Origin of the sequence: Marinobacter litoralis, assembly GCF_003336705.1 — a bacterium.
GTDB classification, from domain to species: Bacteria; Pseudomonadota; Gammaproteobacteria; order Pseudomonadales; family Oleiphilaceae; genus Marinobacter; species Marinobacter litoralis.
In genome coordinates this window covers 116,013-136,106 of sequence record NZ_QMDL01000003.1, presented here as the reverse complement: position 1 = coordinate 136,106, position 20,094 = coordinate 116,013, and the positions used below count along the sequence as shown (strand labels likewise).

The following is a 20,094-nucleotide window of genomic DNA, read 5'->3' as shown; positions in this document are numbered from 1 at the left end:
AAATTTAGGGTCAACAACTTAACGGGTTCTGTAAGAGGATGCTACTGAACAAGTGTTAAGGCTGCGGCATGATGATTGTCATGATTCTCTTTTATAGGCTGGGCTGTTCAGCGAGAAGGGCGCGCTGTAAGGCGTCTGCCAGTCTCCACCTGCAGTGCCAGAGGGCGCCTTTTTAGAGGAAGGCTCGTTGCGCTCGATAGCCAACGCGTTCCATTGGCCTTGAGCGGGCGGCTGATCGGCGTAGTGCCAGTGTCCGTCGGTGTCTTTCCACTTGAATACGATGTCAGGCCCATTAGTGGGGGCCGGAGAAGGAACGAGCCCTTCGAAGGGGGGCAATGTTTCCTGAGTTTCTGCGTTGCGCACCGGCTCGGCCACTTGTTCCGGGTCACCCAAGCCGAAAAAGATCAGCAGTAACAGTAAACCAAGAGCAGGAAACGATAACCGTATCAGCCATTTCATCAGCATGGCTCGGTGCTCCGGGGAGAGTGCTCAGCCAGCAGGCCAGCAAGTTTGGTGATCTGGGTCATTGGGTGCAATTCCCGTGTCGTGAGTGGAGCCGCGCTAAGTAAATTCTGCACGGTAACGGTCGTGCAGTTTTGCATGCTCGCAACTTCCGGGTTGCGTTCATAAAGCGTTTGCCATGCCAGCGCCAATTCAGTTTGCTCCGCCTGTAACTCAGCTTTTGCAAGAGCGCTCCGGAGTTCTTGTGTCGGGCCATGGTCCCGGGGAATCGATTTCCGTGCGGAGCGAATGCGACCGGTTACATGCTCGCGCCACTCTGTTACCTTAGCATCCTCGATACCGGTGAACGTACGTCCGTTCACGCCTAACCAGCCAGCACAAAGAATACGGGTTACGCTCCAACCTTGCGCCTGAAGATCCAGGCAGGTTTCGGCCAATTCCGGTTTTTGCCAGCAGGCCAGTGCATAACGCCAAAGGGGGTTGTCCGGTTCCATTAAGGCCGGCAGAGTCAGTGGATCTGTCTGCGTAATGGTCACGGTAGTCCTCTTCCTTGGCTGACATCCATGAATTAAAGTTGCTCTATGTTAACGATAACCGATCTCAGTTTACAACGGGGCGGCGTCTGGTTGCTAGAAAACGTCAGCGTGACGGTTCAGCCGGGCCAGCGTGTTGCCATTGTCGGTGCCAATGGTGCCGGTAAATCCAGCTTGTTTCAGCTCTTATTGGGCCATTTAAGCCCGGAGCAGGGCAATGTTTCGTTGCCTGGCGGGTGCCGAATTGCGCACATGGCGCAAGAGGTGGCATCGTCATCCCGGTCAGCGCGAGATTTCGTACTCGACGGCGACCTGGAGTTACGCCGGCTGGAAGCTGAGCTGGAGGCTGCCGAAGCCCGCGGGGATGATTACGCCATTGCTCACATCCACGGGGAGCTGGATATTCACGAGGCTTGGTCGGCAACGCGACGGGCCGAGGCTCTGATCCGGGGGCTGGGTTTTGCCGATAGCGATGCAGACCGCCCGGTTTCGGCTTTTTCGGGGGGCTGGCGTATTCGGCTAAACCTGGCACAAGCGCTAATGCGGCCGTCGGATCTGCTGTTGCTCGATGAACCGACCAACCACTTGGATCTGGATGCGTGTCTCTGGCTCGAAAACTGGTTGCGCAAGTATCAGGGCACTTTGCTGTTTATTTCCCACGACCGTGATTTCATGGACCGGGTTTCTACCCATCTGGTGCACTTCGACCAGAAGAAGCTGGAACTTTATACGGGGAATTATTCAGCGTTTGAAATCCAGCGCAGTGAACGATTGGCCCAGCAGCAGGCTAGCTTCGAGCGACAGCAGGCACGCATTGCTGAAATTCAGCGCTTTATCGATCGCTTCAAAGCGAAAGCCACCAAGGCCAAACAAGCGCAAAGCCGAGTCAAATCGCTGGAGCGCATGGAGCGGATTGCGCCGGCACACGTAGACTCGCCGTTCAGCTTCGAGTTTCCGGTTGCCGACAAGGTGTCGAGCCCGTTGTTGTCGATTCGTCACGGGTCGGCGGGCCATGGCGATACGACGATTCTAAAAAACATCAACATCTCGTTGTTGCCCGGTTCTCGCATCGGTTTGTTAGGCCCCAACGGTGCAGGTAAATCGACCTTTATGGACGCGCTTCGGGGTGAAGGCACGCTGATGTCGGGGGAGCGCTCGGCAGGTGAGAATCTGGCCATAGGCTATTTCGCCCAGCACCAACTCGAGTCTTTGGATTTGGATGCCAGCCCGTTCCTTCATCTTCAGCGGCTTGATCCTCGGGCATCCGAGCAAAAGGTAAGAAACTTCCTCGGTGGTTTTGATTTTCATGGTGATGAAGCTCTGAGTCCGATCCGTTCGTTCTCCGGTGGTGAAAAAGCCCGGGTGGCGTTGGCTGTGATTGCCTGGCAGAAACCCAATCTGTTGCTGCTCGACGAGCCCACCAACCATCTGGACCTGGAAATGCGCCAAGCCCTGACCATGGCGCTGCAGAATTTCGACGGTGCCATTGTGGTGGTTTCGCACGACCGTCACTTGCTGCGCAATACCGTTGACGAATTCTGGTTGGTATCTGATGGCGCGGTGAAAGAATACGACGGTGCTCTGGAAGATTACGAGCGCTGGCTGGCGGAGCGTCGCAAAGACGATGAAGAGCCACCCCAGCGGCAGGTTGTTGAGGAAACCATTGGCAATAAAACCGGCACGGCTACTTTGAGCGCGGACGAACGTAAAGCCAGGAAACGGCAGGAAGCCGAGATTCGTAAGAAAATCAGCCCGTGGCGTAAGAAGCAGAGCACACTTGAAGCGCGCATGGACCAGTTGCAGGAAAAACTGTCATCGGTTGAAGCGTCGCTATCTGACCCGTCGGTATACGACGATAACCAGAAAGTGCGGTTAAAAGAACTGCTGGCGGAACAAGCGCAGTTTAAGCGCGAACTGGAAAACACCGAAGCCGAGTGGCTGGAGGTCAGTGAAACCGTGGAAAGCCTCGAAGAAGAGCTGACGCTCAGCTCGGCCGAGTCCTGATTTCCAATGTAAAATCTTGTCGCGCCAGATAGTCTTGCTCGTTGTGCAGATCGGCCAGCGTCAGCGGCCGATCGTCCAGCCAGCCTTCCGGGAACTCGACAGTCAGCTTGTTTTCCTCGGCGTTGAGGACAAAGTCCGGGGCTGGCTCAAGATTTCGGGAGTGCTGGATGACTACCGCCAGTCGCAGCAGAATGCACAGGTATCGGAGCCGGGGCTTGTCTTCTGGTTCTACGTACTCGAACACTGAGGGGACAAGTTTTCGACGGTGCCCACGTACTAAGGTGGCTAACGCTCTCTGAAATTGCAAAGTAAAGCCCGGTAAGTCCGAGTAATGCAGTAAGTAAGCGCCATGCTTATGGTATTGCGAGTGGGAAATGGTCAGGCCGATTTCATGCAGCCGGCAGGCCCAGCGCAGGGCGTCTTCGTCTGTCGGGGTGTGTAAATTCCAAGAATTTGCAACCTGCTCCCAGGCGGCAAGCGCAGTGTGTTCTACGGCAGTGCCATGAGCCTGATCGACATGATAGCGCTCCTGCAGCGCGGCAATGGTTCGCTCACGAACGTCTTCATGCTGAATGCGTCCAACCAGATCGTACAACAGGCCTTCCCGGAGCGCGCCGTCGGCAAACTCCATCTCGTGAATGTCCAGTGCCCGAAACGCAGCCAGAAGGATGGCAAATCCGGCCGGAAAAATGCTCTGGCGGTCTTCCCGAACGCCCAGCTCAGCAAGCTTATCGATATTGCCCATATCCACCAAACGTGTGCGAAGTTCTTCCATTGCTTCGCGGGTAATTCTGCCGTCGGTGAGCTTGAGGGTGGCTAAAACGTTGGATATTGCCTTGATCGAGCCTGACGAGCCCACGGCACTTTGCCAGCCCACCGCGCGATAACGCCGCCGGATGCTCTGCAGTTCCTGCTCGGCGTGAGTCACGGCCTTGTCCATTTGCTTGCGGCTGATCTTGCCATCCGGGAAGTACAAATTTCGGAAAGACACACAACCCATGTGCATGCTAGAGAGTTCTTGCGGTTCAAAACGCTCACCGATAATAAATTCGGTACTGCCGCCGCCGATATCGATCACCAATCTGCGGCCTTCGTCATCCGAGAGTGTGTGAGACACACCAAGGTAAATCAGACGGGCTTCTTCCCGGCCGGCGATAACTTCCACGGGATAACCCAGCACTTCTTCCGCTTTGTCGATGAACTCCTGAGCGTTGCGGGCGACTCGTAGCGCATTCGTGCCTACGATCTGTACGCCTTCTGGGGGTGTGCCCTGCAGCCTTTGTGCAAATCGGCGGAGACACTCAATGCCCCGTTGCTGCGCTTCTTCACTCAGATTGTTGTCCGCATCCAGCCCAGCACCAAGCTGAACTTTCTCGCCCATTTTCTCAACGGTACGGATTTCACCGTGAACCAGACGAGCGACAACCATGTGGAAACTGTTGGAACCCATATCAATGGAGGCCAGCAGGTCTGGGGTAGGGGCGTCGTACTCGGCAATAGAGGCGGCCGTCACGGTGATAAGTGTCCTGTGTAGAATGAGCTTGGCTGTACTATAAGGGAAACATCATCAAAGTGTCAGTAGCCGAATGCGGACAATACTGACGACAATCCAACCGGCCGTGGATACAACTTACTTCACATACACGCCGCCAATCGCGTAAAGTATTGGCTATCAACTTTCGGGTAGGCGGCTTCAGTGAACAGAAGTTTAACCGTCTGCTATAGCCAACAGCGACTCCAGTGCTGATACGGAATCAGCTTGGAGCGCCTGAATCAGGAATACGTAATGAGCGGAAATATCGTTAATGTCACCGACGCTTCCTTCGAGCAGGACGTACTGAAATCTGACGTTCCGGTACTGGTAGACTACTGGGCCGAGTGGTGTGGTCCTTGCAAAATGATCGCGCCGGTTCTGGAAGAAATCGCCGACGAATACGAAGGCAAGCTCAAAGTCTGCAAACTGAACATCGACGAAAACGAGCAGACTCCACCGAAGTTCAACATCCGTGGCATCCCGACTCTGATGCTGTTCAAGAACGGCAACGTGGACGCGACCAAAGTAGGCGCGCTGTCCAAATCACAGTTGGCCGCCTTCCTCGACAGCAATCTCTGATCTGCTGTTGATGAAAACCGCCCCTGAATACGATTCACGGGCGGTTTTTTTGTGCCATGAATAAGCCCGAACGCATAATCGGTCTGCTTTTGGCCGGCGGAAAAGCCAGCCGGATGGGCGGTATAGATAAAGGTGCCATGCTCTGGGAAGGTGAGCCGATGGCCCAATGGGTGCTGCGAGCGCTCAGCGTAGTTACGCCACGCTGCTTTATCAGTGCCAACCGGTCAGTGCAGGGTTACCAAAGTCTTGCCTCTGGCCGAGTTCTGCCAGACCTCGAGCATCTTCGGGACCAGGGGCCGCTCGCCGGCCTGCTGACCGGGCTGATCGCCGCTCGGCAACAAGGTGCCAGCGCTGTATTGGTGTGCCCCTGCGATACTCCGGGCATCACCCCGGAGATCTTTCAAAGCCTTCTCAGTGCCTGGGAGAAGCAGCCCAGCCGACCTGCCATTGCCGAAAACCACGGCCGAATTCACCCGTTGCACGGGGTTTACCCGGTTAGCCTGATAGAGGTGCTGGAACATTGGTTGGCAACGGGTAACCGAAGAGTGATGGGGTTTGTAAAAAGCGTAGGGGCAGTGACAGTAAATTGTCCGGAAGCCGAAGAGGTGTTCAAAAACCGGAACCGGCCGGAAGACTTAATCCGCTAAAAAACTACTCCCAAGCCTGAGTACGAACAACATCAGAAGCCTTTTGCTCAACCCAATGCTCTGAGTCTCCCGTAATCTCCTTCTTCCAAAAAGGTGCCGAAGTTTTTAGAGCGTCCATGATGAACTCGCAAGCCGAAAATGCATCCGCTCGATGGGCACTGCAAATCCCGACAAACACAATTTGATCTGATAGCGCCAAGCGACCAACCCGGTGAATCACTCGCGCCTGCCGGATATCCCAGCGTTGGCACGCTTCATCAATCAATCCTTGAATTACCTGCTCCGTCATCCCCGGATAATGCTCCAGAAACAACCCCGTCACCCCGGACACATCGCCGGAATCCCGCACCAGCCCGGAAAATGTCGCAATCGCACCCGTACCCGAGCCGCTAGACCGTAATGCCTCGTACTCGGCACCCACATCGAAATCGTCTGTCTGCACAGAAATCATCTCAACCTCCCGTCACGGGTGGAAAGAATGCGACCTCATCACCGGCGTGAACCTGTGTAGAGTGTTTCGCCATTGCCTGATTTACGGCCACCATCACCGGTTGAGTCCCCTTGAGCTGAGCCCAGGCACCGCCGCGGCTCGCCAGTTCAGACAGTACATCGTTGACGGTTTGGCCCGGAACAGCCGGTAATTCAAGGCTCTCGGTGCCAAGCTCCTCCCGCAGGCGGGCAAAAAAACGGATGTTCAGGATCGCTTTCGACATAATCAACTCATCAACTCCGCGAACGAGTAGTAAGTAATAACATCCCCCCGGTTGACGGTCGAGTTCTCCGGTATCACGGCAAGGCCGTCCCCCCAGCACGCTGAGCTGAGCACCCCGGAGCTCTGATTGGGATAGGCGGCGACCGACAGGGCACCGTTAGAAAATTCTTTCCGGGCCCGGACGAATTCACGGCGAATAGAGGCGGAGAGGATGTCAAAGCCTGCCGGTAAACGCTCTCCCAATGGTTGAACCTGCGGGCGCCCTTGGCAACGGCGAATATAAGGCATAGCTGCCACCATAAAGGTGACCAAAACCGCCGCCGGATTGCCGGGCAAACCCAGAACCGGAGTGCCATCGACTTCGCCAAAGGCCAAGGGCTTTCCGGGCTTGATCGCCAGGCGCCAGAGCGACAGTTTGCCTGAGGCTTCCAGCACGGCCCGGACATGGTCTTCCTCGCCCACGGAAACACCGCCGCTGGTGATCACCAGGTCCGCCAAGGCACTTGCACGCTTTAATGTGCTTTCGGTAGCTTCGCGAGAGTCTCTCAGCGTTTCACACAGCACCACGTCACAGCCTGCCTCCGCCAGAAGCCCCAGCAGAGTGAAACGATTGGTGTTGTATATTTGCCCCGGAGCAAGCGGCTCGCCCGGCTCGACCAGTTCATCGCCTGTGGTCAGAATGGCTACCTTCAGACGCCTGAACACGGTGATCTGATTAAGCCCCATTGATGCCAATAAGCCCATTTCCTGCGGCCTCAGGCGTGTGCCTTGGGCCAGCGCAAGATCACCGTCAGCCAAATCCTGCCCCCGGCGGCGAATGTTTTGGCCGGGCTCAACCTTCGCCTGAATGACAATGCGATTTCCGTCGCGATCAACCCGCTCCTGCATGACAACGGCGTCTGCTCCGGCCGGTATCTCCGAACCGGTAAATATGCGGGCCGCGGTGCCGGGCTGAAGTGGTGTCGGGGCAACTCCGGCAGGGATTCGGTCTGATACCAGCAGCGGCTCATTGGCAGCCAGGTCACTGTAGCGGATGGCATAGCCATCCACGGCACTGTTGTCGGCCGGGGGGACATCTGCAGGCACCCGGTAGTCCTGCGCCAGAACCCGCCCCAAGCTATCGCTGAGATTTACCGTTTCTGTTCGGGTAACCGGTGACGCATGATTCAGTAGGTGGCTCAGGGCGTTGTCCAGCGAGGTTAAGTTTGTCTTGGTCATGGTGCCCCCTGATTAACGTTCAGCAACTGTGCCAATGACTTCGTTCAGGCGCCGGAAGGCCCGGTCCGGTTTGCGCAACACCAAGGCGGAAAAGTTGCACGGGCCATGACGGCTGTCCAGCTGACTTTTCAGAATGCCGTCCCAGCCCGTACGACAAGCGCCGGTCGATCCGGGTAAGCAAAAAATGACAGTGTGGTTGGCTAATCCACCGAAGGCGCGTGACTGTATGGTCGATGTACCAATCTCGCCTGCCGAAATGCGGCGGAATTCCTCTCCGAAACCGTCAATGGTTTTATCCAATAAGGGAGCAATGGCTTCTGGCGTACTGTCGCGTTCGTGGAAACCTGTGCCACCTGTGATCATAACCACATGAATCTCCGGGTCCGCGATCCATTGGGCAACCAGAGCCCGCATAAGGTAGGTGTCATCCGGCAGGATGCGGCGGGCAACCAGGCGATGTCCTGCCTCCAACACGCTGTTTTCCAGGAATTGGCCAGAGGTGTCCTGTTCCGCCGAACGGGTATCCGATACGGTAAGAATGGCGATATTCAGGGGGGTGAGTGCGTTGGTGGAATCACTGCTCATGACAAGGCTCCGGACCGGGTGAGTTCGAGTGTTTTCCTAGTATCCGCATCAAGAGGGCGGATGGGAAGGTTGGTTTAATTTTGGGCAAGGACTTGACATATCCGGTCAAGGTGGTCGATTATGCTGACTGCCCGGCGAACAGTTGTTCCCACTCTACTGGCACTAGCAAATATATCCGGCTTCCCTCTGCACCGGATGCTCCATCTGCCAGCACCTTGTTTCAATATATATTTATGATCAACGCGTTCAGGGGCATCCCTGCAATTTCAACCGTCGTTTACTTCCATTCCTGAAAAATCCTACAAATTATGAATCTTACTGAACTCAAGCAGAAATCTGTGCCCGAATTGCTCGAAATCGCGCAAGAAATGGGCCTCGACAACCTCGCCCGTTCGCGCAAACAAGACGTCATCTTCAGCATTCTGAAGAAGCACGCCAAGAGCGGCGAAGACATATACGGTGATGGTGTACTGGAGATTCTGCAGGATGGCTTCGGCTTTCTACGTTCTGCCGATGCGTCCTACCTGGCCGGCCCTGACGATATCTACGTGTCCCCGAGCCAGATCCGCCGCTTCAACTTGCGGACCGGCGATACGGTTGCCGGCAAGATCCGCCCACCGAAAGACGGTGAGCGTTACTTTGCTCTGTTGAAAGTGAGCGAGATCAACTTCGACAAGCCCGACAACGCCCGTAACAAGATTCTGTTTGAAAACCTGACGCCGCTGTTCCCGGATGAGCGTTTGGTGCTGGAAGTGGGTAACGGCAGTACCGAAGACCTTTCTTCACGAGTACTCGATCTGGTATCACCGATCGGTAAAGGCCAGCGTGGCTTGATCGTATCGCCACCCAAGGCCGGTAAAACTCTGCTGATGCAGGGTATCGCCCAGTCTATCGTTCGGAACAACCCAGAATGTCATTTGATGGTGCTTCTGATTGACGAGCGTCCGGAAGAAGTGACCGAAATGCAGCGCACGGTGCGCGGCGAAGTGATTGCCTCTACCTTTGACGAGCCGCCGGCCCGTCACGTTCAGGTGGCCGAAATGGTGATCGAAAAGGCCAAGCGTCTGGTTGAGCACAAGAAAGACGTGATCATTCTGCTGGACTCCATGACCCGTCTGGCTCGCGCCTACAACACGGTGATTCCGTCTTCCGGTAAGGTACTGACCGGCGGTGTGGATGCCCACGCTCTGGAAAAACCGAAGCGCTTCTTCGGTGCGGCTCGTAATGTTGAAGAGGGTGGCAGCCTGACCATTCTGGCGACTGCACTGGTAGACACCGGCTCCAAAATGGATGAAGTCATCTACGAGGAGTTTAAAGGTACCGGTAATATGGAAGTCCACCTGGACCGCAAGATTGCCGAGAAACGCGTTTACCCGGCCATCAACGTGCGTCGCTCCGGTACTCGCCGTGAAGACCTGTTGATGTCAGAGTCGGAAATCCAGCGGGTCTGGATTCTGCGTAAGTTGCTGCACTCCATGGACGACGACACAGCGTCACTGGAGTTTCTGCTGGACAAGCTGCGGGATACCAAAACCAACGACGAATTCTTCCAGTCTATGAAGCGTCGTTGAGTTTGAACTTCGGAGTCGGGCGAGCACCGCGTATGCGCGGAACCCAAGCCTAACGTTCGAAGAACCAAGCCGGGCGAGGGGGCCAAAACATTCAGGAAAACCACGTTTTCCGGTTTGGCCCCCTCGCCCGGCTTGGTTCCAACTCCCCAGTCCAAACACTGACTTTAGCCCTCCGAACCCTCCATGGACGGCTAAAAGCGGAGCATAAGATGAAATACAACGACCTGAGAGACTTCATTGCCCAGCTGGAAAAACTGGGCGAGCTAAAGCGCATCAGCGTAGAAGTTGACCCCCACCTGGAAATGACCGAAATCTGCGACCGCACCTTGCGGGCAGGTGGCCCAGCGTTGTTGTTTGAAAATCCCAAAGGCTATGACATGCCGGTGCTGGCTAACCTGTTCGGCACGCCCAGACGGGTTGCTTTGGGCATGGGGCAGGACGATGTCACGGCTCTGCGTGAAGTTGGCAAGTTGCTGGCATTCTTAAAAGAGCCGGATCCCCCAAAGGGCTTCAAAGACGCTCTGGAAAAGTTACCCATCTTCAAGCAAGTCATGCGCATGAGCCCGAAAGTGCTGCGCTCCGCGCCTTGCCAAGAGGTGGTGATCGAGAAAGATAAAGTCGATCTCTACCAGATTCCGGTTCAGCACTGCTGGCCCGGGGATGCCGGCCCTCTGGTGACCTGGCCGCTTGTGATTACCCGTGGCCCCAATAAAGAACGCCAGAATCTGGGCATCTACCGGCAGCAGGTCATCGGCCGCAATCGTCTGATCATGCGCTGGCTCAGCCACCGCGGGGGTGCGTTGGATTATCAGGAATTCCGCAAAGCGAACCCTGATAAACCCTACCCGGTCGCGGTTGCCTTGGGGGCCGACCCGGCCACCATTCTCGGCGCAGTAACGCCGGTGCCGGATAGCCTGTCAGAATACGCTTTTGCGGGTCTGTTACGCGGTTCACGTACCGAACTGGTGAATGCCGGGCTCAGTGATCTGCAAGTGCCGGCCAGTGCCGAGATCGTGCTGGAAGGTTTTATTTATCCCGATGACACGGCGCCAGAAGGGCCGTTTGGGGACCACACCGGCTATTACAACGAAGTAGATGAGTTCCCGGTGTTTACCGTTGAGCGCATCACCCACCGTAAAGACCCGATCTACCACAGTACCTACACAGGCCGTCCGCCTGATGAGCCAGCGGTCTTGGGCGTGGCTTTGAACGAAGTGTTTATTCCGATTCTGCAGAAGCAATTCCCGGAAATCGTCGATTTCTATCTGCCGCCGGAAGGCTGCTCCTATCGGCTAGCCATTGTTACCATGAAAAAACAGTACCCCGGCCATGCCAAGCGGGTAATGATGGGCGTATGGTCGTTTTTGCGGCAGTTCATGTACACCAAGTTTGTGATCGTCACTGATGACGATGTGAACGCTCGGAGTTGGGAAGACGTGATCTGGGCGATGACGACCCGCATGGATCCGACCCGGGACACCACGCTGGTCGACAGTACGCCGATCGATTATCTGGATTTTGCCTCGCCGGTCTCTGGGCTTGGCTCCAAAATGGGGCTGGATGCGACCAACAAATGGCCGGGTGAAACCGATCGCGAATGGGGCGTCGCCATCACCATGACCGACGAGGTGAAGCAGCGGGTGGACGACATGTGGGACAGCCTGGGGATTGAAATTCCGGATAAGTCCCCAAAATGAGGGGGTAGCATCCGTGCATTGCGTTCGCTTGCACCCGGCAGGTCTGAGTTATCCGGTAAACCGCACCGATGACTTGCTTTCGGCAGCCGCAGCAGCGGGTATTCAGGCACCGGCGGCATGCCGCAACGGCGTTTGTGAAATCTGCGAAGCCCGGCTGGTTAGCGGGCAAGCTTTGAATACCCGGAACCAGCAACACATACTAACCGGAGGGCGCCTGATGATGTGTCGGACTCAGGCCCTCTCCGATATCGAATTGGAGATACCCGCCGTTATGGCAACAGGAAATCATCAGCCCCGTATATATCAAGCCAAGGTGGTGGACGTAAGCTCCATCAACCACGACGTATACCGGGTAGAGTTGAAGTTGCCCCGGCGCCGGGATGTGAGCTTCCATGCCGGTCAGTACTTATCGGTTAACCTGCCAGACGCAGATCCCTGTTACTTTTCGATTGCCAGCAGCCCTTCGGCGGAAAACATCGTTCTGCATATTCAGGCCACGCCTGAGTGGGTTTCCGCACAGAAGGTGATCGATGCGCTGACATCAGGAGAAGATGTCTCGGTGCAGTTGCCTCACGGTAAGGCGTGCCTGGCGGCCGCGCCGGATAAACCGTTGGTGCTTGTAGCCGCGGGCACCGGCTTTGCGCAGATGAAGAGCTTGGTGGAGTACCTGAAAGAAACCAACTTCAGTCATAGCATCAAGTTGTTCTGGGGCGTTCGTAAACACGAAGATATGTACCTCCGCTCTCTGGCTCAGCGCTGGCACGACGAGTGGGATGCCTTCACCTTTATGCCGGTGGTCGGCGATGATGAAGATAACGACTGGGGTGGCCACCACGACCAGTTGGTTCGTGCGGTGCTTGCAACGGGTATCGACTGGCGCTCGGTAGAAGTGCACGCCAGCGGCTCACCGACGATGGTGTACTCCCTGATGGATGCGTTGGTAGAGGCAGGGCTTTCCGAGCAGGATTTCTTATCGGATGTTCTGGAGTATGCCCCAAGGGCCTGATAAATCAGGCCTTGGGCATGGGTAACTCGGGCAGGGCGTTGTCTGATTCAAGTTCTTGCATGATCAGTTTTACGCTGCTTTCTTCTTCGCCCATATGGGCATTCAGTCGGCTCAACTCGGCCATGGTCTCACGATCCCGCTTCAGCTTCAGGCTGGCGGTAAAGTACTCTTTAGCTTTCCCCCACAGCTGATTTCGCAGGCTCAAACGCCCCAATGCCAGCAACAATTGCGGGTTGTTGGGACGGTCTTTGTACCATTGTTCTGCGGTGAGTAGCTGTACTTCGGGGTCGCTGCCTTCCAGTCGCCCGTAGAGATTGATCAACTCGTCGCTCCAGTGGTTTCTAAGCACCTTGCGCAGCAGGGTTTCGGCTTGCTCTTCATCGCCCAATCGCGCGAGCAATCGTGCGTAGTCATGAATGGTGTGTTCGTCCCGGCGCACGAAGCGAGGCAGCTCGTCCCACAAGCGGGTGAGGGGCTCTAAAGACGCTTCCGGATCGTTCTCACGTTTGCGTTCGCAATCTTCAGCCGCACGTTCCAGCAAGTTCTTCCAAACCTCACGCTCCAGGTCGTCCAGCTCTCGCTCGGTCAGCACGCTGCGCTTGCGCAGTTCCGGCACCAACTTGGAAAGTTCTTTCCAGTCTTCCAGTCGCAGGTAGGTGGTTTTCAGCAGCTTTAATACGAAAGGATGGTGGGGTGCTTCTTTGCGCAGGCGAAGCAGTGTCGCCAGTGCCTGCTCCAAACGGTTGGCGGATAGCTGCAGCTGGGCTTGTGTGATGCCAACGGCAAGGCTGGAGCCCGGCGTGCTTTCAAAGGCAAGTCGCAACAATTCATCAGCGCCTTCATGATCGCCGGTTTCCGAGGCTGCCTGGGCAGCCGCCAGATAGTTGATCAGGGGAGTGTCGGCATGACTTGCTGCACTGGACAGCAGTTTACGGGCTCTTGGCCAGTTGCCCTCTGCCAAAGACAGTAGCCCTTTGGTGGTGCGACGTCTGGCGCGGCGTTCATGGCCCCGGCTAATCCAGGTTGCCATCAGGCTGGTGCCTCTGCGGAAGCGCTTGATGGTATTGATCACAAGCAGGCTGACAATAACCAGCAAAACAATCAGCGCCAATCCGACCCAGAAATTGGTTTCGATCAGATAGTTGCCCAAGCTAATTCGGATGTAGCCTAAATCGTAGGCCAGACCAAGCGACAGACCTGTTCCAATCAGCAGCGCACCTAGAATGATCAGCAGCAGGACAATCATGAATCTTTACCCTCGCTGTCGGTCGCCAGTCGGCCCGCGAGGCGCTCTTTAAGCAAGCTGAGCGATTGGCTGACATCCGGCAACTTCGGGTCAACGTGCTTGTCGGCCAGTTCAGTAAGGATGTCGGACAAACCTTTAACGGCCGGGTTGCTTGAATCGTACCATTCACTGACGGTGCGTCTGGCTTTGTCGAGGGCGCGTTCGTACAGTGTTTGGTTGCCCCGAAGGACCGCCATTTCAGCTTCTTCCAGCATGAGCTGCAGGTTCAGCCGGGCCCAGGCGCTTTGGTCCGGAGACATCAAAGGCTTGATCGTTTCATCCATTCGGCGCACCACAACGACGTCTTTTAACGTGCTCAAGAAGCGGTTCCAGCCGCGGGTAAACATGTTGCTGCCATCTTCAGGGGCGTTGGTGTCTTCGGTCATGTTGAAACCCGGTGCCTGATCGTGAATCAGTGCTTGGGTTGTCAGCTCGTTCACGCTGGCAATGGCCGCTTCAAGCTTCAGGTACAAGCCGGTACGATCAACGCCCTGAATGCTCTTGAGCGCCAGGATTTCCTTGGCCAGTTGCTCGCGAACCGGATACACACCGATGTCATCGGATTCCGCCAGCACCTCATCGGCGGATTCCAGAGCAGAGAGCGCGCCGCGAATGTCTTTTTCGATCATCAAACGCTGGTTGCCTACGCGCAGCAGGTATTCGGCTTCCGCCAATAACCAGTCCGTGCGGGTGCGATTGCCGGCTTCCAGTAGTTCCCGGGCGTTGTGATCAATCTGCCGTTGCTGAGTGGCGATCAATTCACGCTGTTCGGCCAGTTTGTTTTCGAGTGTTTGAATGCGCTGGCTTTGCTCGCTGCCACGACTGCCGTAGAGGTTTTCAAGTTGCTCGGTGTCTTGTTTCAGATCCTGAAGGGCTTGCAGGCTGGTGTTTTGCCGGTTCCATTGCTGCCAGTTCCACAAAGCAAGCAAGATCACCAAGACCAAGGCGACGATGGCGATGATCCAGACAGGCCAAAGGCGCGGTTTTTGGGCGTCGGTTTCTTCAACCGGGGCGGGCAATTGGTTCGTTGTCTCAGTCACGGGCATCCTTACTCGGTTATCCGTTGTTGTTAGCGTTTCGCTGCAAGCGTCGACGCGACGCTGATTACCAGATTTTGATCGTCCAGACCGTCGGGAACCATCAGGTTTTGGAATCCGGATTCCTCGGCCTGCCGAGCTACTCGTTCGGCCGGCACCACCACCAGAATGCGGTGCAAGCTGGCGTGGTAATCAGGCGCAAGTGCATTGAGATTGTTCAGGGTTTCTCCGGAAAGCGCAATGACCACTTCAGGCCGGAAATCGCCAAAAATCTCGTCTACCTGTTCTGGAGGATAGTACGGCTGAGCCCGTCGGTACAGTGGCATAACGGAGACTTTCGCGCCCCGTTGCTCCAGAGTCTGGCGAATTAGCTCACGGCCTTGCTCGCCTCGGGCCAATAAAACCTTGTCTCCGGCCAGACTTTGCAGCGACGGAAGCTCAAGCAACGCTTCGCTGGTCCAGCCTTGTTTGGGCTGGCGTGCTTTCAATCCGTGACGGGCAAAGACAGAAGATGTCCCCGACCCTACGCCGTACCATTGAAGGCCTAGCGGAATTTGAGGCCACCAGTTGTCAATGTGATCGAGTAACAGGTTCGCCGCAAAAGGGCTTACGGCAATGACATGGCTGAAGTTATCCAGTTCCTGCAGCAGCGTTCGCTGTTCAGGTGTCTCGGGCAGGGGTTCCCGAACCAGCAACGGCATGGTTCGGCATTCCGCGCCGGCGGCCCGGAAAGCTTCAGCAAGGCGTGACGCTTCCGGTTCCGGTCGGCAAATGAGGACTCGTCGGCCAATCAGGTTTGGCCGATCCTGTTGTCCGTCAGGTTGGGGTGTGGCCATACACTTCAGCCAAAACTTTATCGGCTCCCATGCCTAGCAGCTGTTCAGCCAGCTCCCGGCCCAGACGTTCGCCTTCGGCTCTTGGTGCCCGGCCTTCAACACGAAGGATTTGGGTGCCATCAACCGACCCTACCAGGCCTCGAAGCCACAAGGTGTCATCGTCTTCCAGCAGGGCGTACGCCGCGATTGGTACCTGACAGCCGCCTTCAAGGCGGCGGTTCATGGCGCGTTCCGCTTTAACCCGGTCTGCTGAATCTGCGTGATTCAGCGGCGCCAGCATGTCTCGCAATTCGTCATCGTTCAGCCTGCATTCGATACCGAGGGCGCCCTGACCGACTGCGGGTAGGCAGAAGGTGTCCGGCAAGCAGTAACGGATGCGGTCACTGAAGCCCAAACGCTTCAAGCCGGAACTCGCCAGAATGATGGCGTCGTAGTCGCCAGCATCAAGTTTGGCCAAGCGGGTGTTGACGTTGCCCCGAAGCACTTTGATTTCGAGATCCGGGCGGTTGGCGCGGATTTGAGCTTCCCGGCGCAAGCTGGCGGTACCCACTACAGCTCCGGCAGGCAGCTCGTCAATGTTGGCGTAGTGGTTGCTGATGAAGGCATCTGTTGGGTCTTCACGCTCACAAATGGCAACCAGCCCAAGCCCTTCCGGAAATGCCATGGGTACGTCTTTCATCGAGTGCACGGCCAGATCAGCACGGCCATCCAGCATGGCTTCTTCCAGCTCTTTGACGAACAGGCCCTTACCACCAATCTTTGCCAAAGGCACATCCAGAATTTTGTCGCCTTGGGTTTTGATTTTGATCAGTTCGACGGTGATATGGCTGTGAAGCCTTTCCAGTTCGGACTTGATGAATTCTGCCTGCCACAATGCCAGGGCACTGCTGCGGGTTGCGATGCGAAGAATACGTTTGGACATTGCACTCACTGTCGTTGAGAAAAATGTATCTACAAGGTTACCTTGAGAGATTAGAAAAGTCCCGTAAGGTGCCTGGATGTACCTCTTTTGGATAGTTCGAGCACCCCGTCAGGGGGAGGGTTGATGCTCCTGCAGCCACTGGCGCACCGAACTGGCGTGCCTGCGGCTGACCGCGAGTCGGCTGGCCACACCGCGTAGTTCCAACTCGTTCTGGCCGTCGCCGGTTCGCCGCAGTGCCTGAATATAGCGCGCGCCCACCAGTGTGTGCCGGTGGATGCGCAATAGCTGCTCGGGGTAAGCCTGCTCGAGTTCTTTCAGGGTGTAGTCACAGACGGTTTCACCGCGGCTATGGTGAAGGGTGACGTACTTCTGATCCGCTTCGCAGTAATGAATGTCCGCTAACTCGATCAATTCAGTGCCGCGATGGGTGCGAACAGCAAGTTGCTCACCTGTTGTTTCCGCTTCGCGGTTTAACGCCTGCAGCTGCACCCGGTTGATTTTCCCCGCTCTGGCCAGCGCATCCGCCAGAGCCTCGCGCCGCACAGGTTTTAGCAAGTAGGCGACGGCGTGTACCTCAAAGGCCTGAATGGCGTAATGATCATACGCGGTGCAGAAAATGACGGCCGGCGGGTTGTTCAATTGGCTGAGTTTTTCGGCCGTTTGCATGCCGTCCAGCCCTGGCATGCGAATGTCCAGTAATACGATGTCAGGATCAAGTTCGGCTACTTTGAGCAGCGTATCGTTACCGTCGGATGCTTCGCCACAGACCTGATAGCCATCGTGTGCCTCCAGCAATCGCTGGATGCGCTGACGGGCAAGGGGTTCGTCGTCAGCGATGAGAATGCGTTGTGGTGCTGTACTCATGATGACCTTATATCTTTATCGTTGGCTCTGTTGGTTAGCTGTCCGGCGCGGCAAACGCAGCGTTACGGTATAGGTATCGCCCTGCTGGCTCTGTTTGAGTATGGCAGGTTCGCCAAACAGTGCTTGCAGTCTGGCCCGCGTATTGGCAAGGGCGACCCGATTACCTTGGTGTTGTTGCTGCTCGGTATCTGGTTTGGGATTCTGCACCATCAAATACACGAAATTACCCTTTGCGTAGGCTTCAATGCGAACGGTGCCTCCGGCCGCCCGGGGTTGGATACCATGGTAAATGGCATTTTCAACCAGTGGCTGCAAGGTAAGCGGGGGGATGGCCTGCTGCTCCAGGCCGGTTTGTATCTGCCACTCAAGATTGAGCCGATCCCCCAATCTTAATGCTTCGATGGCCAGATAGCGTTTGCTGAGCTCCAGCTCTCGTTTAAGAGGCACCAACTGGTCGTCGGTGCGTAAGCTGGCGCGAAAAAGCTCTGACAAATCGAGTACGGCCTCTTCCGCCCGCTCCGGACTGCTGGCGATCAGGCTCGCAATGGTGTTCATGCTATTGAATAGAAAGTGGGGTTGGATTCTGGCCTGCAGCGAGGTGAGCCTGGCCTGCATCTCGGCTTCGGTTTGCTGTTGCCACTGGTATTGCAGATAGAAATACCGGAGTACCATGAGCGAGATCAGCAGCGCCAGTAGCAGTTTTTTGGCAATGCTTTGCCAGGGCGTGAGCGCTTGCTTCGGGTTCAGAACAGTGTCGGCGAACAGGCTGAAAGCCAGCACGTCGAGCAGCACTATACTGACGATGACGAACGTAGCATGGGCCACGCTACGGCGGGCTAGCCAGGGCCGAAGTGAACAGATCAGTGCAGTGCTGGTGAGCGTGGTCCATTGCACGAATAGCGACAGCAGTCCGAAATAGTTCCAGTCGATCCAGGTGCTTTCGGCTTGCACAATCGCGAGCACCAACACCAGCAACTCGCTGGTAACAAGCAACATGAACACGGCTCTTACCCGGCATAAGTCGGGTACGAAAAAATTAGCAGTGCTGGAAACGGGTGAGGTGTTGCTCGGTTTCAGGGAAGTCTCCTTAACCCGGGTCGGAATGTTATACTGCCCAAAATTTCATTTACCCACGGCCGGCCTGATGATGCCGGGCTATCAGCAGGAAAGATAGACCATGACGGATCAGAAAAAACCTGACCAGACCACATCCTCCGAAAAACCTTGGGGCGGCCGCTTCAGTGAGCCGACGGACGCTTTCGTCGAGCGCTTCACGGCGTCGGTGGGTTTTGATCAGCGTCTTTATCACCATGATATTACCGGCTCGATTGCTCACGCCACCATGCTGGCCAAGGTGGGTGTGCTGACCGATGCCGAGCGTGACCAGATCATCGAAGGCTTGAAGGGCGTAAAAGAAGACATCGAGGCCGGTCGTTTCGAGTGGTCGGTGAGCCTTGAAGATGTGCACATGAACATCGAAGCCAAACTGACCGAGCGCATCGGTATTACCGGTAAAAAGTTGCACACAGGCCGCAGCCGGAATGATCAGGTGGCCACCGATATCCGTCTGTACCTGCGCGATGAAATTGACGTGATTGCAGAAGAGCTGACACGCCTGAGGTCTGGTCTGCTGGATCTGGCCGAGCGTGAGGCCGCCACCATCATGCCGGGCTTTACCCACCTGCAAACGGCCCAGCCTGTGACTTTTGGTCATCATCTTCTGGCTTGGTACGAAATGCTGGTGCGGGATGCCGAGCGCCTACAGGACTGCCGTAAGCGTGTGAACGTGATGCCATTGGGCGCGGCGGCGCTTGCTGGCACCACCTATCCAATCGACCGCAACATGACGGCAGAGCTGCTGGGCTTTGACCGTGCCTCCGAAAACTCGCTGGATTCCGTCAGTGACCGGGATTTCGCCATCGAATTCTGCAGCTTTGCGTCTTTGTTGATGACGCACCTGTCCCGCTTCAGCGAAGAGCTGGTGTTGTGGACATCGGCTCAGTTCGATTTCATCGATCTTCCAGACCGTTTCTGCACCGGTTCTTCGATCATGCCCCAGAAGAAGAACCCGGACGTACCAGAACTGGTGCGTGGCAAAACTGGCCGGGTGAACGGTCATTTGATCAGCCTGTTGACCCTGATGAAGAGCCAGCCTTTGGCCTACAACAAGGACAATCAGGAAGACAAAGAGCCGCTGTTTGATACCGTGGATACCATCAAGGGCTGTTTGAAAGCTTATGCCGATATGGTCCCGGCCATTAAAGCGAAAGCGGACAACATGCGGGTAGCCGCTAAACGCGGTTTCTCTACAGCGACCGATCTGGCAGATTACCTGGTGAAAAAAGGTGTGCCGTTCCGCGATGCCCACGAAATTGTCGGTAAGTCTGTCGCGTTTGGTGTTGCTGAAAACCGTGACCTGTCTGAAATGACTCTGGAAGAACTGCAGCAGTTCTCTGACGTTATCGGCGAAGACGTGTTTGATGTGCTGACGCTGGAAGGCTCGGTACAGGCTCGTGACCACCTGGGTGGTACCGCACCGAACCAGGTTCTGGCAGCGGTTGCCCGCGCCCGAGCAGCGCTGTAACGAGTAAGTGCTCAACAG

General features: G+C 56.1%; 20 protein-coding genes. 7 read left to right on the top strand and 13 right to left on the bottom strand.

All coding sequences use genetic code 11. The annotated features are described in order from the left end of the window. Positions 1-78: 78 nt before the first annotated feature. Together DOQ08_RS10385 and DOQ08_RS10380 are read right to left on the bottom strand one after the other, a co-directional pair. On the bottom strand, positions 79-465 hold the full coding sequence (locus DOQ08_RS10385) for a DUF4124 domain-containing protein (protein WP_114334862.1): 387 nt from the start codon (positions 463-465) through the stop codon (positions 79-81). After that, the gene (locus DOQ08_RS10380) at positions 459-998 is read right to left on the bottom strand and encodes a DUF2390 domain-containing protein (protein ID WP_114334861.1); all 540 of its coding nucleotides are present in this window, start codon (positions 996-998) and stop codon (positions 459-461) included. Before DOQ08_RS10380 ends, DOQ08_RS10385 begins: the two co-directional genes overlap by 7 nt. Positions 999-1,043: 45 nt before the next feature. On the opposite strand from DOQ08_RS10380, the gene DOQ08_RS10375 reads away from it, so the two are divergent. After that, a complete protein-coding gene (locus DOQ08_RS10375) occupies positions 1,044-2,999 on the top strand; it encodes an ATP-binding cassette domain-containing protein (RefSeq protein ID WP_114334860.1) in 1,956 nt (651 codons plus the stop codon). Here DOQ08_RS10375 and ppx read toward each other — a convergent pair. Then, positions 2,980-4,512 carry an exopolyphosphatase gene (ppx, locus tag DOQ08_RS10370; RefSeq protein WP_264756360.1) on the bottom strand — a complete coding sequence of 511 codons (1,533 nt, stop codon included), beginning with the start codon at positions 4,510-4,512 and terminating at the stop codon, positions 2,980-2,982. The genes DOQ08_RS10375 and ppx overlap by 20 nt on opposite strands. Before the next feature lie 273 nt (positions 4,513-4,785). Here ppx and trxA point away from each other — a divergent pair, with 273 nt between their 5' ends. After that, positions 4,786-5,112, top strand: coding sequence for a thioredoxin TrxA (gene trxA, locus DOQ08_RS10365; protein WP_014420340.1), 327 nt, complete (start codon positions 4,786-4,788; stop codon positions 5,110-5,112). A gap of 56 nt (positions 5,113-5,168) precedes the next feature. Next, on the top strand, positions 5,169-5,759 hold the full coding sequence (mobA, locus tag DOQ08_RS10360; RefSeq protein ID WP_114334859.1) for a molybdenum cofactor guanylyltransferase MobA: 591 nt from the start codon (positions 5,169-5,171) through the stop codon (positions 5,757-5,759). 4 nt (positions 5,760-5,763) lie between these two features. Here mobA and DOQ08_RS10355 read toward each other — a convergent pair whose 3' ends face one another. The 4 genes from DOQ08_RS10355 to moaB are packed head-to-tail and all read right to left on the bottom strand — an operon-like array spanning position 5,764 to position 8,274. After that, positions 5,764-6,210, bottom strand: coding sequence for a molybdenum cofactor biosynthesis protein MoaE (locus DOQ08_RS10355; protein ID WP_114334858.1), 447 nt, complete (start codon positions 6,208-6,210; stop codon positions 5,764-5,766). 1 nt (position 6,211) lies between these two features. Next, the gene (moaD, locus tag DOQ08_RS10350) at positions 6,212-6,472 is read right to left on the bottom strand and encodes a molybdopterin converting factor subunit 1 (RefSeq protein WP_114334857.1); all 261 of its coding nucleotides are present in this window, start codon (positions 6,470-6,472) and stop codon (positions 6,212-6,214) included. 2 nt (positions 6,473-6,474) lie between these two features. Beyond that, on the bottom strand, positions 6,475-7,689 hold the full coding sequence (locus tag DOQ08_RS10345; protein ID WP_114334856.1) for a molybdopterin molybdotransferase MoeA: 1,215 nt from the start codon (positions 7,687-7,689) through the stop codon (positions 6,475-6,477). A 12-nt stretch (positions 7,690-7,701) separates the two neighbouring features. Beyond that, a complete protein-coding gene (gene moaB / locus DOQ08_RS10340) occupies positions 7,702-8,274 on the bottom strand; it encodes a molybdenum cofactor biosynthesis protein B (protein ID WP_114334855.1) in 573 nt (190 codons plus the stop codon). Between the two features lie 308 nt (positions 8,275-8,582). Between moaB and rho the strand changes: the two genes are divergently transcribed. From rho to DOQ08_RS10325, 3 genes are all read left to right on the top strand, one after another. Continuing rightward, complete coding sequence (rho, locus tag DOQ08_RS10335; protein ID WP_114334854.1) at positions 8,583-9,845, top strand: transcription termination factor Rho; 1,263 nt, start codon at positions 8,583-8,585, stop codon at positions 9,843-9,845. A 209-nt stretch (positions 9,846-10,054) separates the two neighbouring features. Continuing rightward, positions 10,055-11,542: a 4-hydroxy-3-polyprenylbenzoate decarboxylase gene (gene ubiD, locus DOQ08_RS10330; RefSeq protein ID WP_114334853.1), complete on the top strand. Its 1,488-nt coding sequence runs from the start codon at positions 10,055-10,057 to the stop codon at positions 11,540-11,542. A gap of 13 nt (positions 11,543-11,555) precedes the next feature. After that, a complete protein-coding gene (locus tag DOQ08_RS10325; RefSeq protein ID WP_114334852.1) occupies positions 11,556-12,548 on the top strand; it encodes a 2Fe-2S iron-sulfur cluster-binding protein in 993 nt (330 codons plus the stop codon). 4 nt (positions 12,549-12,552) lie between these two features. Here the strand turns inward: DOQ08_RS10325 and DOQ08_RS10320 are convergent, their stop codons facing one another. From DOQ08_RS10320 to DOQ08_RS10295, 6 genes are all read right to left on the bottom strand, one after another. Beyond that, a complete protein-coding gene (locus DOQ08_RS10320; RefSeq protein ID WP_114334851.1) occupies positions 12,553-13,794 on the bottom strand; it encodes a heme biosynthesis HemY N-terminal domain-containing protein in 1,242 nt (413 codons plus the stop codon). Then, on the bottom strand, positions 13,791-14,879 hold the full coding sequence (locus tag DOQ08_RS10315; protein ID WP_114334850.1) for a uroporphyrinogen-III C-methyltransferase: 1,089 nt from the start codon (positions 14,877-14,879) through the stop codon (positions 13,791-13,793). Before DOQ08_RS10315 ends, DOQ08_RS10320 begins: the two co-directional genes overlap by 4 nt. Positions 14,880-14,902: 23 nt before the next feature. Beyond that, positions 14,903-15,706, bottom strand: coding sequence for a uroporphyrinogen-III synthase (locus DOQ08_RS10310; protein WP_114334849.1), 804 nt, complete (start codon positions 15,704-15,706; stop codon positions 14,903-14,905). Then, complete coding sequence (hemC, locus tag DOQ08_RS10305; RefSeq protein ID WP_114334848.1) at positions 15,687-16,628, bottom strand: hydroxymethylbilane synthase; 942 nt, start codon at positions 16,626-16,628, stop codon at positions 15,687-15,689. The genes DOQ08_RS10310 and hemC overlap by 20 nt, the downstream gene beginning before the upstream one ends. 108 nt (positions 16,629-16,736) lie before the next feature. Further along, the gene (locus tag DOQ08_RS10300) at positions 16,737-17,492 is read right to left on the bottom strand and encodes a LytR/AlgR family response regulator transcription factor (protein WP_114334847.1); all 756 of its coding nucleotides are present in this window, start codon (positions 17,490-17,492) and stop codon (positions 16,737-16,739) included. Between the two features lie 15 nt (positions 17,493-17,507). Next, complete coding sequence (locus DOQ08_RS10295; protein ID WP_114334846.1) at positions 17,508-18,488, bottom strand: sensor histidine kinase; 981 nt, start codon at positions 18,486-18,488, stop codon at positions 17,508-17,510. 181 nt (positions 18,489-18,669) lie between these two features. Between DOQ08_RS10295 and argH the strand changes: the two genes are divergently transcribed. Further along, positions 18,670-20,076 (top strand): argininosuccinate lyase, encoded by a 1,407-nt coding sequence (gene argH / locus DOQ08_RS10285; RefSeq protein ID WP_114334844.1) that lies wholly within the window; start codon positions 18,670-18,672, stop codon positions 20,074-20,076. Positions 20,077-20,094: the final 18 nt, after the last annotated feature.

Coding starts and splice junctions, on each gene's coding strand:
- DOQ08_RS10385 (WP_114334862.1), bottom strand. CDS start 465: ATGCTGATGAAATGGCTGATACGGTTATCGTTTCCTGCTCTTGGTTTA.
- DOQ08_RS10375 (WP_114334860.1), top strand. CDS start 1,044: ATGTTAACGATAACCGATCTCAGTTTACAACGGGGCGGCGTCTGGTTG.
- trxA (WP_014420340.1), top strand. CDS start 4,786: ATGAGCGGAAATATCGTTAATGTCACCGACGCTTCCTTCGAGCAGGAC.
- mobA (WP_114334859.1), top strand. CDS start 5,169: ATGAATAAGCCCGAACGCATAATCGGTCTGCTTTTGGCCGGCGGAAAA.
- DOQ08_RS10355 (WP_114334858.1), bottom strand. CDS start 6,210: ATGATTTCTGTGCAGACAGACGATTTCGATGTGGGTGCCGAGTACGAG.
- moaD (WP_114334857.1), bottom strand. CDS start 6,472: ATGTCGAAAGCGATCCTGAACATCCGTTTTTTTGCCCGCCTGCGGGAG.
- DOQ08_RS10345 (WP_114334856.1), bottom strand. CDS start 7,689: ATGACCAAGACAAACTTAACCTCGCTGGACAACGCCCTGAGCCACCTA.
- moaB (WP_114334855.1), bottom strand. CDS start 8,274: ATGAGCAGTGATTCCACCAACGCACTCACCCCCCTGAATATCGCCATT.
- rho (WP_114334854.1), top strand. CDS start 8,583: ATGAATCTTACTGAACTCAAGCAGAAATCTGTGCCCGAATTGCTCGAA.
- ubiD (WP_114334853.1), top strand. CDS start 10,055: ATGAAATACAACGACCTGAGAGACTTCATTGCCCAGCTGGAAAAACTG.
- DOQ08_RS10320 (WP_114334851.1), bottom strand. CDS start 13,794: ATGATTGTCCTGCTGCTGATCATTCTAGGTGCGCTGCTGATTGGAACA.
- DOQ08_RS10315 (WP_114334850.1), bottom strand. CDS start 14,879: ATGCCCGTGACTGAGACAACGAACCAATTGCCCGCCCCGGTTGAAGAA.
- DOQ08_RS10310 (WP_114334849.1), bottom strand. CDS start 15,706: ATGGCCACACCCCAACCTGACGGACAACAGGATCGGCCAAACCTGATT.
- hemC (WP_114334848.1), bottom strand. CDS start 16,628: ATGTCCAAACGTATTCTTCGCATCGCAACCCGCAGCAGTGCCCTGGCA.
- DOQ08_RS10300 (WP_114334847.1), bottom strand. CDS start 17,492: ATGAGTACAGCACCACAACGCATTCTCATCGCTGACGACGAACCCCTT.
- DOQ08_RS10295 (WP_114334846.1), bottom strand. CDS start 18,488: ATGTTGCTTGTTACCAGCGAGTTGCTGGTGTTGGTGCTCGCGATTGTG.
- argH (WP_114334844.1), top strand. CDS start 18,670: ATGACGGATCAGAAAAAACCTGACCAGACCACATCCTCCGAAAAACCT.